A 12596-nucleotide genomic window follows, 5' to 3' on the forward strand; every position below is an offset into this window, starting at 1 on the left:
AAAGTTCCGTACCGCTGCTTCGTCGATGCGGTCTCCCTCCGCACCATGGTGATCCTATGTGCAGGCACTGACAGGGCGTAGCGGTAGGGTGACGCACGCACGGTGCGCAACCGCGAATCAGGGGGTTATTCAAGGTGAGTTCGCCCGCAGCGACCGGTTTCTGCAGGGTCACTGTCGTCGCGCCCGACAGCCGTATCGATGTGGCTCTGCCCGAGGACATCGCGGTGGCCGACATCTATCCGGAAGTTCTCCGGCTGACTCGCCAGACCCAGCCGGTCGGCACGCCGACCGGCTACAACCTCGTACGCCAGAACGGCACCGTCCTGGAGGGCGCCCGCACTCTCTCCGCCCAGCGCGTCCTCGACGGCGAGGTGCTCAGTCTGCGGCCCTTCGCCATGTCGCTGCCGCCCGCCGTGTACGACGACGTCGCGGACGCGGTCGCGTCCGCCGTGGTCCGGGACCGCAGGCTGTGGAGGGACGCGCTGCTGCGCGGCGCCGGTCTGACCGGAAGCTTCCTGGTCCTCCTCCTGATGGCCTTCGTGCTCTGGTTCGCCGATCCCGTGCGCCACGACATGAGCAGCCTGCCGGGCATCCTCGCGGGCGGCATGGGCCTGCTCCTCATAGCCTTCGCAGGCGTCCGCGTGCGCGTCTACGAGGACCGTGCCGTCGGCGCGGTCCTCGGTCTCGCCGCCCTGCCGCTCCTCCTCGTCGCCGGATCGGGAATCATCGCCCCGGACGCGGGGCAAGGACCGGGCCGACTGCAGTTCCTGCTCGGCTGCGTCGCCGTGCTCGTGGCATCGGTGCTGCTCGTCGTGGTCTCTCCCGGCAGTGACGCACCCTTCGTGGCCGCCACGTTCCTGGCCGCTGCGGGCACGCTGGCGACCTTCGCCGCGATCCTCACCGAAGCCACGGCGACGGAGGCCGCCGCGGTCACCGCCCCGGTGACCATCGCCCTCGTCGCGTTCCTCCCGGGGCTGTCCTCCCGGTTCGCCAGGCTGCCCATCGGCTACGCCTCGCCGCGGAGCTCCGTACAGGAGGACTTCGACGCCGACCTGAACGCGACCGTCGACCCCGGCCCCCTCGACGCGGCCCGGATCGCGGCCCAGGCTCGGCGCGGCCACGAGCTGCTGCTCGGCCTGGTCGCAGGGTCGGCCTCCGTCGTCGTGGGCTCGGCCGTCGTCCTCGGCTTCTCGGGGAACGTCTGGGGGCAGCTCCTGGCACTCGCCGCGGGCCTGGCGATCCTGCTCCGCGCCCGGCTCTTCCGCTACACCTCGCAGGTCGTGTGTGCGCTCGTCGCAGGCATCGCCGCCATCGCCCTGCTGCTCATCGGCCTGGCGCTGAACCCGCCCGGCGACGCCGTGCGCGAGCTGCTCCTCCACGACGACCGCGGCCCCCTGGACCTGCGCGCGGTCTGGCTCACCGCCGCCATCGCACTGGGCTGCGCCCTGCTGACGGCCATCTCGTTGATCATTCCGGCGAAGGGGCTCTCCCCCTTCTGGGGCCGCCTCCTCGACCTCACGGAATCGGCGATACTGCTGTCCCTGGTCCCGCTGAGCCTCGCCGTACTGGACGTCTATGACGCGGCCCGCTCCCTGACCAGCTGAGCGGGGCCGCCGCGGCCGGGCCAAACCCCCCACAAGCGGACTGGTACCCTGTGAAACGACCGTCTGTATGCGCACCTCCGAATCCCCAGGGATCCGGACCCCGGGCCCACCAGGACCCGGACCCGCGCCGGACGGCTCATCCCCGCCTCCCGAGTCACGGAAGCTTCCCTGAGATTGAGACCAGGGGCACTCGGAGGCACTCGAAGACATCACGAGGAGTACGCGTGTCGCTCGACGCCGCTACGAAGAAGCAGATCATGACCGAGTTCGGCCAGAAGGAGGGCGACACCGGCTCCCCCGAGGTTCAGGTCGCGATGCTCTCTCGCCGTATCTCGGACCTGACCGAGCACCTCAAGACCCACAAGCACGACCACCACTCCCGTCGTGGTCTGCTGATCCTGGTCGGCCAGCGTCGCCGCCTGCTGCAGTACCTGGCCAAGAAGGACATCCAGCGTTTCCGTACGCTGGTCGAGCGCCTGGGCATCCGCCGCGGTGCGGCCGGCGCCAAGTAAGACCGAGTAAGACCGAGTAAGACATGGTGAAGGGAGCGGTTCCCACTCGAGGCACTCGAAGGGGGCCGCTCCCTTTGCTGTACATGCGCGGTGCCGCCGACACTTTGTAGTCTGGTGACACACGCGCGTCCCCGAGGGCGGGAAAGCCTCCGGGGCGCGAGAACGAAAACCCCCACGAGGGAGAGGCGCACCAGCCGCCGCCGGTCCTCGGTAGTGGCCCCCGGGAGACATCCCCGGGTGCTTCGATCGAAGACCGGCCCGCACACACGGCGCGCTTCTCCGCACCGTCCCGGTCCACGCACGACGCATGGACGCAGATGCACGGGACACCGCCCCGGTCCACACGGGACCTAGGGCGAGACGACGAAACGTAGACACGTAGGAGAACAGTGGAGAACGAGACCCACTACGCCGAGGCTGTTATCGACAACGGCACGTTCGGCACCCGCACCATCCGCTTCGAGACGGGTCGCCTGGCCAAGCAGGCCGCCGGCTCCGCCGTGGCGTACCTGGACGACGACACCATGGTGCTGTCGGCCACCACCGCTTCCAAGCGGCCCAAGGACCAGCTCGACTTCTTCCCCCTCACGGTGGACGTCGAGGAGCGGCAGTACGCCGCCGGCAAGATCCCCGGTTCGTTCTTCCGTCGTGAGGGTCGCCCCTCCGAGGACGCGATCCTGACCTGCCGCCTGATCGACCGCCCGCTGCGTCCTTCCTTCCGGAAGGGCCTGCGCAACGAGATCCAGATCGTCGAGACGATCATGGCGCTCAACCCCGACCACCTGTACGACGTGGTCGCGATCAACGCCGCCTCCTGCTCCACGCAGCTGGCCGGCCTGCCCTTCTCGGGCCCGATCGGCGGCACGCGCGTGGCGCTCATCAAGGGCCAGTGGGTCGCCTTCCCGACGCACACCGAGCTCGAGGACGCCGTCTTCGACATGGTCGTCGCCGGTCGCGTCCTCGAGGACGGCGACGTCGCGATCATGATGGTCGAGGCCGAGGCCACCGAGAAGACCATCCAGCTGGTGAAGGACGGCGCCGAGGCCCCGACCGAAGAGGTCGTCGCCGCCGGTCTGGAAGCCGCGAAGCCCTTCATCAAGGCCCTCTGCAAGGCCCAGTCGGACCTCGCCGCGAAGGCCGCGAAGCCGACCGGCGACTTCCCGGTCTTCCTGGACTACGAGGACGACGTCCTCGAGGCCCTGACCGCCGCGGTCAAGACCGAGCTCGCCCAGGCGCTCACCATCGCCGGCAAGCAGGAGCGCGACGCCGAGCTGGACCGCGTCAAGGAGATCGCCGGCGAGAAGCTGCTCCCGCAGTTCGAGGGCCGCGAGAAGGAGATCTCCGGTGCCTACCGCGCGCTGACCAAGAAGCTGGTCCGCGAGCGCGTCATCAAGGACAAGGTCCGCATCGACGGCCGTGGCGTCACGGACATCCGTACGCTGGCCGCCGAGGTCGAGGCCATCCCGCGCGTGCACGGCTCGGCGCTGTTCGAGCGTGGCGAGACCCAGATCCTGGGCGTCACCACCCTCAACATGCTCCGCATGGAGCAGCAGCTCGACACCCTCTCCCCGGTGACGCGCAAGCGCTACATGCACAACTACAACTTCCCGCCGTACTCGGTCGGCGAGACCGGCCGCGTCGGTTCGCCGAAGCGCCGCGAGATCGGTCACGGCGCGCTCGCCGAGCGTGCGATCGTGCCCGTGCTCCCCTCGCGCGAGGACTTCCCGTACGCGATCCGTCAGGTCTCCGAGGCCCTCGGTTCCAACGGCTCGACGTCCATGGGCTCTGTCTGCGCCTCCACGATGTCGCTGCTGAACGCCGGTGTGCCGCTGAAGGCCGCCGTCGCCGGTATCGCCATGGGTCTGATCTCCCAGGAGATCGACGGCCAGACGCACTACGTCGCCCTCACCGACATCCTCGGTGCGGAGGACGCGTTCGGTGACATGGACTTCAAGGTCGCCGGTACGAAGCAGTTCGTGACCGCGCTCCAGCTCGACACCAAGCTCGACGGCATCCCCGCCTCGGTCCTGGCCGCTGCGCTGAAGCAGGCCCGCGACGCGCGTCTGCACATCCTCGACGTGATGAACGAGGCGATCGACGTTCCGGACGAGATGTCCCCGAACGCGCCGCGCATCATCACCGTCAAGATCCCGGTGGACAAGATCGGTGAGGTCATCGGCCCCAAGGGCAAGATGATCAACCAGATCCAGGAGGACACCGGCGCCGACATCACGATCGAGGACGACGGCACCATCTACATCGGTGCCGCCGACGGTCCGGCCGCCGAGGCCGCCCGCGCCACGATCAACGGCATCGCCAACCCGACCATGCCGGAGGTCGGCGAGCGCTACCTGGGCACCGTCGTGAAGACGACGACCTTCGGTGCGTTCGTGTCCCTGCTCCCGGGCAAGGACGGTCTGCTGCACATCTCGCAGATCCGCAAGCTCGCCGGCGGCAAGCGCGTGGAGAACGTCGAGGACGTCCTCGGTGTGGGCCAGAAGGTCCAGGTCGAGATCGCCGAGATCGACTCCCGCGGCAAGCTCTCCCTCATCCCGGTTGTCGAGGGTGAAGAGGACGACGACAAGAAGGACGACACCGACAAGTGACGTCGCGTAGCACCACGACGACGGCCCGCACCTCTTCGGAGGCGCGGGCCGTCGCCCGTACCCAAACCCTGATCAAGGGCGAGAACGGCATCGGAACCGTCCGCAGGACGACCCTCCCCGGCGGCCTGCGCGTCGTCACGGAGACCCTGCCCTCCGTACGCTCGGCCACCTTCGGCATCTGGGCCAACGTCGGCTCCCGCGACGAGACGCCCTCCCTGAACGGCGCCACGCACTACCTGGAGCACCTCCTCTTCAAGGGCACCAAGAAGCGCAGTGCCCTGGACATCTCCGCCGCGCTCGACGCGGTCGGCGGCGAGATGAACGCCTTCACGGCGAAGGAGTACACGTGCTATTACGCGCGCGTGCTCGACACCGACCTGCCCCTCGCGATCGACGTCGTCTGCGACATGCTGACGGGTTCCCTCATCCTCCAGGAGGACGTCGACGCCGAGCGTGGCGTCATCCTCGAAGAGATCGCGATGACCGAGGACGACCCGGGCGACTGCGTGCACGACCTGTTCGCGCACACGATGCTCGGCGACACCCCCCTCGGCCGCCCGGTCCTCGGCACCGAGGACACGATCAACGCCCTCAACGCGGACCGCATCCGCCGCTTCTACAAGAAGCACTACGACCCGACCCACCTCGTGGTCGCCGCCGCGGGCAACGTGGACCACAACAAGGTCGTACGCCAGGTCCGCGCCGCCTTCGAGAAGGCGGGCGCGCTCCGGCACACGGACGCGACCCCGATGATCCCGCGCCAGGGCTCCCGCACCCTGCGGACCTCGGGCCGCGTCGAGGTCATCAACCGCAAGACCGAGCAGGCCCACGTCATCCTCGGCATGCCGGGCCTGGCCCGCTCCGACGACCGCCGCTGGGCCCTGGGCGTGCTGAACACGGCACTGGGCGGTGGCATGTCGTCCCGCCTCTTCCAGGAGGTACGGGAGAAGCGCGGCCTGGCCTACAGCGTGTACTCGTACACGTCGGGCTTCGCGGACACCGGCCTCTTCGGTGTGTACGCGGGCTGCCGCCCCAGCCAGGTGCACGACGTCCTGAAGATCTGCCGCGACGAGCTCGACCAGGTCGCGGAGCACGGTCTGACGGACGACGAGATCGGCCGCGCCATCGGCCAGCTCGCGGGCTCCACCGTCCTCGGCCTGGAGGACACCGGCGCCCTGATGAACCGCATCGGCAAGAGCGAGCTCTGCTGGGGCGAGCACATGTCGGTCGACGACATGCTGGCCAGGATCTCCGCGGTCACCCCCGACGAGGTGCGCGAAGTGGCCCGCGACGTGCTCGGCCACCGCCCGTCCCTGTCGGCCATCGGCCCGCTCAAGGACAAGCAGGCGGCCCGCCTCCACGAAGCGGTCGCCTAGACCGCCCGAGGGCCCAACTCCCTTAAGGAATGAAGGACATGAGCAAGCTGCGCGTGGCGGTCATCGGCGCCAGGGGCCGCATCGGCTCCGAGGCCGTGAAGGCCGTCGAGGCCGCCGAGGACATGGAACTGGTCGCCGCCCTCGGCCGCGGCGACAAGCTGGAGTCGCTGGCGGAGACCGGCGCCCAGGTCGCGGTCGAGCTGACCAACCCCGACTCGGTGATGGACAACCTCGGCTTCTGCGTACGGCACGGCATCCACGCGGTCGTCGGCACGACGGGCTGGACGGACGAGCGTCTCGCGCAGCTGCGCACGTCGCTGGCCGCGTCTCCGGAGACGGGCGTGCTCATCGCCCCGAACTTCTCCATCGGGGCCGTCCTGACGATGAAGTTCGCGCAGATCGCGGCGCCGTACTTCGAGTCCGTCGAGGTCGTCGAGCTGCACCACCCGAACAAGGCGGACGCCCCCAGCGGCACCGCCACGCGCACCGCCCAGCTCATCGCCGAGGCCCGCAGGGCAGCGGGCAGCGCCCCGCAGCCCGACGCCACGTCGACGGCCCTGGACGGCGCCCGCGGCGCGGACGTCGACGGGGTGCCGGTGCACTCCGTGCGCCTGCGCGGCCTGCTGGCCCACCAGGAGGTCCTGCTCGGCGGCGAGGGCGAGACCCTGACCGTGCGCCACGACTCGCTGCACCACAGCAGCTTCATGCCGGGCATCCTGCTCGGCGCTCGCCGCGTGGTGAGCACTCCGGGCCTCACGTTCGGCCTGGAACACTTCCTGGATCTCGGCTGACCCGAGAGCTGAGAGACATGCGCGCAAAGATCACTTACGCCGTCACGGCTGCCGTCCTGGTCGTCTACTTCGTCCTGGTCGGCAGCCGCGGCGTGCTCCTGATAAAGCACGGCACCGTACTCACCGTCACCTTCGGCGTCGCGGTGCTCATCCTGCCGTTCATCGGCATCTGGTTCCTCTGGAAGAACACCCAGTTCGTCCAGCGCGCCAACCGCCTCGCGGCCGAGCTGGAGGCCGAAGGCGGCCTTCCGGTGGACGAGTTGAAGCGGACTCCGGCGGGCCGCATCGACCGCGACTCGGCGGACGAGGTCTTCGCCCGCCGCAAGGCCGAGACCGAGGACGCGCCGGACGACTGGCGCTGCTGGTTCCGGCTGGCCGTCGCCTATCACGACGCCAGGGACACGCCCCGCGCGCGGAAGGCCATGCAGCGGGCCATCGCCCTGCACGCGGGCCGACCGGTGAACGTCTAGCGGGGGAGCGGGCAGATCAGGCGGTGGGCCGGTACTCGTCGGCCCACACCTCGATGGAGTCGGCCGCGCGGTTGAACGCCTCGTGCCGCGCCAGGAAGTCAGCGTTCCGGTCGGTCAGGAGCGGCTGCTGCGCCCCGGCCGACTGCTGATCACGGCGTACGAGAACGAGCGCCTGCCCCTGCACCGTGCGGGGGAGCCCCAGCCAGCGCACCGGCTGCTGCGCGGTCCGTACGGCGGAGATCTGTGCCCACGCGACCGTCTGCGTCGTCAGGAAACCGACCCTGCGCAGCCCGTGGGCGCTCACCCAGGTGCCCATGCGCAGCAGCCGGAGGGCGCTCACGATGATGAGGCCGGCGAGCCCCGCGCAGATGGCGGCGCCCGCGAGAGAGTCCGCGAACGCGATGATCACGGCCGCGAAGAGGACGAACGAGGCGAGCAGCAGCAGGAGTGCGCCCGCACCCACGCGCCAGGGCCCCGGCCGGTAGGGCCGACGCCAGTGATCGCGGTCGTCGAAAGGCAGCGCGGCGTCGTCCGCCGCGTCGTCGAAGGCGCGGTCCGCGGTCAGGAAGGGCAGGGGCACGGGCTGATCCTCACTCAATCCACACATGGGCTGTGCCCGGTGAGGCTATCGAGCCGTGCTCCCTGCTACCACCCTTGGGGGTCCGGACGAGTCAGTGCCGGACGATGGGGGTCGGCGCCGGTCAGCGGCCTTCGGACGCTTCCGACTGCTGGTTGTGCGCGGGTGACTGATCGGCCGACATCGCGGGCATCCCGAAGAGCAGGGATCCCACCAGACCGGCCACGACGGTCAGACCGATGAGCGTGCGGCCCATGATCTGACTGGCCGACGCACGCTCGCGCGGCGGGGGAGTGACGTTACTGCGGAACTTGTCGGCTTCGGCGATGAAGGCGAACGGGACGGGCTCTCGCCGACGGAACATGGGGCGCGCTTCTCCTCACGGGTCTCGAACCGAGCTCTGTGAACTCTGTTACTTGGATAGACGCGCGAATCGCCCAAAAGGTGCCCTGTTTCGGCAAATTAGTCGAAGAATGTCGTGGCGGGTCACCGAACGGCCGATTGTCAGTGCCTGGCCATAGAGTGGGCGCCGCCCCGAGTGATGCACATGGAAGGACCCCCGCTTGTGAGCGAGACCCCCACCGAAGACCTCAAGCCCAGCTTCCGCAGCGAGGTCACCGTCGAGCTGGTGAAGCACGCCGCCACCGACTCCGACGTCCTGTGGGCCGCCCGAGTCTCCACGGCGGGCGAGCAGTCCCTCGAAGAGCTCCAGAAGGACCCGGAGCGCTCCAAGGGCCTGATCAACTACCTGATGCGGGACCGCCACGGCAGCCCCTTCGAGCACAACTCGATGACCTTCTTCATCAGCGCCCCCATCTTCGTCTTCCGCGAGTTCATGCGGCACCGCGTCGGCTGGTCGTACAACGAGGAATCGGGTCGGTACAGGGAGCTCCAGCCGGTCTTCTACGTCCCCGACGCCTCCCGCAAGCTCGTCCAGGAAGGCCGCCCCGGGAAGTACGTCTTCGTCGAGGGCAGCCAGGCCCAGCAGGAGCTCACGGGCCGCGTCATGGAGGACTCCTACCGCCAGGCGTACGAGGCGTATCAGGAGATGCTCGCCGCAGGCGTTGCCCGCGAGGTCGCCCGCGCGGTGCTCCCCGTCGGCCTCTTCTCCTCGATGTACGCGACGTGCAACGCGCGTTCGCTGATGCACTTCCTCGGTCTGCGCACGCAGCACGAGCTCGCCAAGGTCCCGTCCTTCCCGCAGCGGGAGATCGAGATGGTCGGCGAGAAGATGGAGCAGCAGTGGGCCGAGCTGATGCCTCTCACCCATGCGGCCTTCAACAAGAACGGACGTGTGGCGCCGTAAGGCACTGATGTGCGGATGCACCGAGTGAAGTGTCCGGATTGCGACACTTCGTGAAGTTCATCTAGCCTGATCAAACGGACCCGGCACTGCTTGAACCCCCGAGCAGGCAGTGCCGGGCTCCACACTTGTCAGGTCCGCACACATCCCCCGAGGGGCGACCCCGCGCTGAGCAGCGAGTAGCGTGTTACCCATGGCTCCGACCTCCACTCCGCAGACCCCCTTCGGGAGGGTCCTCACCGCCATGGTCACGCCCTTCAAGGCGGATGGCGCACTTGACCTCGACGGCGCGCAGCAGCTCGCCGCCCACCTGGTGGACGCAGGCAATGACGGCCTGGTCATCAACGGCACCACCGGTGAGTCCCCGACCGTCGGTGACGCGGAGAAAAACGAGCTCGTACGAGCCGTACTGGACGCAGTCGGAGACCGCGCCCACATCGTCGCGGGCGTCGGCACGAACGACACCCGCCACAGCATCGAGCTCGCCCGCGCCGCCGAGCAGGCAGGCGCCCACGGCCTCCTGACCGTCACGCCGTACTACAACAAGCCCCCGCAAGAGGGCCTCTTCCGGCACTTCACCGCCATCGCCGACAGCACCGAGCTGCCGGTCATGCTGTACGACATCCCGGGCCGCAGCGGCGTGCCGATCAACACGGAAACGATCGTCAGGCTCGCCGAGCACCCCCGGATCGTCGCCAACAAGGACGCCAAGGGCGACCTCGGCCGCGCCAGCTGGGCCATCGCCCGCTCGGACCTCGCCTGGTACTCCGGCGACGACATGCTGAACCTCCCCCTCCTGTCCGTCGGCGCCTGCGGATTCGTCTCCGTCGTCGGCCACGTCGTCACCCCGGAGCTGCGCGCCATGCTCGAGGCACACCTCTCGGGTGACGTGCAGAAGGCCACGGAGATCCACCAGAAGCTGCTCCCGGTCTTCACCGGCATGTTCCGCACCCAGGGCGTGATCACGACCAAGGCGGCACTGGCCCTCCAGGGACGCCCCGCGGGCCCGCTGCGCCTCCCGATGGTGGAACTGTCACCCGACGAGACGGCCCAGCTCAAGATCGATCTCGCGGCCGGCGGGGTACAGCTGTAACCACAGACTTCACAACTGAATAAGCGAAAAACCGCGGGCGCGTCGCAAGCCGACCGCAGCCCGCACCCCACACAACAACTGCTACTGCACGAACGTCATACGCGCCACGTGCCCTGGAGGTACGTGGCGCGCGTGGTGAGGAGAGTCTTTTGAGTCATCCGCATCCTGAACTCGGCGCCCCGCCGAAGCTCCCGAAGGGCGGCCTGCGGGTCACCCCGCTCGGCGGCCTCGGTGAGATCGGCCGCAACATGACCGTCTTCGAGTACAACGGTCGCCTGCTGATCGTCGACTGCGGAGTGCTCTTCCCCGAGGAGGAGCAGCCCGGAATCGACCTGATCCTGCCGGACTTCACGTCCATCAGGGACCGCCTCGACGACATCGAGGGCATCGTGCTCACGCACGGGCACGAGGACCACATCGGTGGTGTCCCGTACCTTCTGCGCGAGAAGCCGGACATCCCGCTGATCGGCTCCAAGCTGACCCTCGCGCTGATCGAGGCGAAGCTCCAGGAGCACCGGATCCGTCCGTACACGCTCGAGGTCGTCGAGGGCGACCGCGAGCACCTCGGCCCGTTCGACTGCGAGTTCGTCGCGGTCAACCACTCCATCCCGGACGCCCTGGCCGTCGCCGTCCGCACCCCCGCGGGCATGGTCGTCGCCACCGGCGACTTCAAGATGGACCAGCTCCCGATGGACGGTCGCCTGACGGACCTGCACGCGTTCGCGCGGCTGAGCGAGGAGGGCATCGACCTCCTTCTCTCCGACTCGACGAACGCCGAGGTGCCGGGCTTCGTCCCGCCCGAGCGCGACATCTCGAACGTGATCCGCGGTGTCTTCGCCGGTGCCCAGAAGCGCATCATCGTGGCGAGCTTCGCCAGCCATGTGCACCGCATCCAGCAGATCCTGGACGCCGCCCACGAGTACGGCCGCCGGGTCGCCTTCGTCGGCCGCTCGATGGTCCGGAACATGGGCATCGCCCGTGACCTGGGCTATCTCCGCGTCCCGCCGGGCCTGGTCGTCGACGTCAAGACGCTCGACGACCTGCCCGACAGCGAGGTCGTCCTGGTCTGCACGGGCTCCCAGGGCGAGCCCATGGCCGCGCTGTCCCGCATGGCCAATCGCGATCACCAGATCCGGATCGTCCAGGGCGACACGGTGATCCTGGCGTCGTCCCTCATCCCCGGCAACGAGAACGCGGTCTACCGCGTGATCAACGGCCTGACCCGCTGGGGTGCGAACGTCGTCCACAAGGGCAACGCCAAGGTGCACGTCTCGGGCCACGCGTCCGCGGGCGAGCTCCTGTACTTCTACAACATCTGCAAGCCCAAGAACCTGATGCCGGTCCACGGCGAATGGCGCCACCTGCGCGCCAACGCGGAGCTGGGCGCCCTCACCGGCGTCCCGCACGACCGCATCGTGATCGCCGAGGACGGCGTCGTCGTCGACCTCGTCGAGGGCAAGGCGAAGATCGTCGGCAAGGTCCAGGCGGGATACGTCTATGTGGACGGCCTCTCCGTGGGCGATGTCGGCGAGCCCGCACTGAAGGACCGCAAGATCCTCGGCGACGAGGGCATCATCTCGGTCTTCGTGGTGGTGGACTCCAGCACCGGCAAGATCACCAGCGGCCCGACCATCCAGGCCCGCGGCTCCGGCATCGACGACTCGGCGTTCAATGCCGTCATGCCCCGGATCCAGGAAGTCCTGGACAAGTCGGCCCAGGACGGCGTCGTCGAACCCCACCAGCTGCAGCAGCTCATCCGCCGCACGCTGGGCAAATGGGTCTCGGACAACTACCGCCGACGGCCGATGATCCTGCCCGTGGTCGTCGAGGTCTGACCCTCTCGACTGCGTGAGCTCCGGAGCGGGGCGCCTCGATTTGCATCGGGGCGCCCCGCTCCGTTAGGTTTACGGCTCCGCCAGCGAGGGAAGCCCGGCGCACTCAGGTGCCCAGGGACGACCCGAGCGGGGCGGGAATTCCGACTCAGAACTTCTGATAAAGTCGGAACCGCCGGAAAGGGAAACGCGAAAGCCGAAAGGCCGGAGCGAGAACCGGAAAGGCACCGAGGAAGTCGGACACGAAAGAGTCTGATAGAGTCGGAAACGCAAGAACAAAGAACAAAAGAAACACCGAAGGGAAGCGCCCGGAGGAAAGCCCCAGAAAATATTCTGTGGGTGAGTACAAAGGAAGCGTCCGTTCCTTGAGAACTCAACAGCGTGCCAAAAGTCAACGCCAGATATGTTGATACCCCGACTCACTTCGGTGAG

11 protein-coding genes are annotated in these 12596 nt (G+C 68.5%); 9 read left to right on the forward strand and 2 right to left on the reverse strand.

Annotation, left to right across the window (positions count from 1 at the left end):
* Positions 1-134: 134 nt before the first annotated feature.
* From eccD to ABZV77_RS18620, 6 genes are all read left to right on the forward strand, one after another.
* Positions 135-1604, forward strand: a complete 1470-nt coding sequence (gene eccD, locus ABZV77_RS18595; protein WP_356257549.1) for a type VII secretion integral membrane protein EccD — start codon at positions 135-137, stop codon at positions 1602-1604.
* Between the two features lie 224 nt (positions 1605-1828).
* Complete coding sequence (rpsO, locus tag ABZV77_RS18600; RefSeq protein WP_356257552.1) at positions 1829-2116, forward strand: 30S ribosomal protein S15; 288 nt, start codon at positions 1829-1831, stop codon at positions 2114-2116.
* Between the two features lie 389 nt (positions 2117-2505).
* Positions 2506-4722 (forward strand): polyribonucleotide nucleotidyltransferase, encoded by a 2217-nt coding sequence (locus ABZV77_RS18605; RefSeq protein ID WP_356257555.1) that lies wholly within the window; start codon positions 2506-2508, stop codon positions 4720-4722.
* Positions 4719-6098, forward strand: coding sequence for a pitrilysin family protein (locus tag ABZV77_RS18610; RefSeq protein WP_356257558.1), 1380 nt, complete (start codon positions 4719-4721; stop codon positions 6096-6098). The genes ABZV77_RS18605 and ABZV77_RS18610 overlap by 4 nt, the downstream gene beginning before the upstream one ends.
* A 38-nt stretch (positions 6099-6136) precedes the next feature.
* Positions 6137-6889 (forward strand): 4-hydroxy-tetrahydrodipicolinate reductase, encoded by a 753-nt coding sequence (gene dapB / locus ABZV77_RS18615; protein ID WP_356257560.1) that lies wholly within the window; start codon positions 6137-6139, stop codon positions 6887-6889.
* Between the two features lie 17 nt (positions 6890-6906).
* The gene (locus ABZV77_RS18620) at positions 6907-7359 is read left to right on the forward strand and encodes a hypothetical protein (protein ID WP_356257563.1); all 453 of its coding nucleotides are present in this window, start codon (positions 6907-6909) and stop codon (positions 7357-7359) included.
* A gap of 16 nt (positions 7360-7375) precedes the next feature.
* Here ABZV77_RS18620 and ABZV77_RS18625 read toward each other — a convergent pair whose 3' ends face one another.
* Together ABZV77_RS18625 and ABZV77_RS18630 are read right to left on the reverse strand one after the other, a co-directional pair.
* Positions 7376-7939, reverse strand: coding sequence for a hypothetical protein (locus ABZV77_RS18625; protein WP_356257566.1), 564 nt, complete (start codon positions 7937-7939; stop codon positions 7376-7378).
* A gap of 121 nt (positions 7940-8060) precedes the next feature.
* Positions 8061-8300 (reverse strand): hypothetical protein, encoded by a 240-nt coding sequence (locus ABZV77_RS18630; protein WP_356257569.1) that lies wholly within the window; start codon positions 8298-8300, stop codon positions 8061-8063.
* A gap of 201 nt (positions 8301-8501) precedes the next feature.
* Here ABZV77_RS18630 and thyX point away from each other — a divergent pair, with 201 nt between their 5' ends.
* The 3 genes from thyX (at position 8502) to ABZV77_RS18645 (ending at position 12167) form a co-directional block, all read left to right on the forward strand.
* Positions 8502-9242: an FAD-dependent thymidylate synthase gene (thyX, locus tag ABZV77_RS18635; protein ID WP_306333382.1), complete on the forward strand. Its 741-nt coding sequence runs from the start codon at positions 8502-8504 to the stop codon at positions 9240-9242.
* 190 nt (positions 9243-9432) lie between these two features.
* Complete coding sequence (gene dapA / locus ABZV77_RS18640; protein WP_356257572.1) at positions 9433-10332, forward strand: 4-hydroxy-tetrahydrodipicolinate synthase; 900 nt, start codon at positions 9433-9435, stop codon at positions 10330-10332.
* 149 nt (positions 10333-10481) lie between these two features.
* On the forward strand, positions 10482-12167 hold the full coding sequence (locus ABZV77_RS18645) for a ribonuclease J (protein ID WP_356257575.1): 1686 nt from the start codon (positions 10482-10484) through the stop codon (positions 12165-12167).
* The last annotated feature ends 429 nt before the right edge of the window (positions 12168-12596 follow it).

This window comes from Streptomyces sp. NPDC004732 (assembly GCF_040609235.1).
Classification (GTDB): domain Bacteria; phylum Actinomycetota; class Actinomycetes; order Streptomycetales; family Streptomycetaceae; genus Streptomyces.

What these genes read in the sequence shown, in the direction of transcription:
- dapA (WP_356257572.1), top strand. Translation starts at nt 9,433, where the DNA reads ATGGCTCCGACCTCCACTCCGCAGACCCCCTTCGGGAGGGTCCTCACC.
- dapB (WP_356257560.1), top strand. Translation starts at nt 6,137, where the DNA reads ATGAGCAAGCTGCGCGTGGCGGTCATCGGCGCCAGGGGCCGCATCGGC.
- ABZV77_RS18630 (WP_356257569.1), bottom strand. Translation starts at nt 8,300, where the DNA reads ATGTTCCGTCGGCGAGAGCCCGTCCCGTTCGCCTTCATCGCCGAAGCC.
- ABZV77_RS18620 (WP_356257563.1), top strand. Translation starts at nt 6,907, where the DNA reads ATGCGCGCAAAGATCACTTACGCCGTCACGGCTGCCGTCCTGGTCGTC.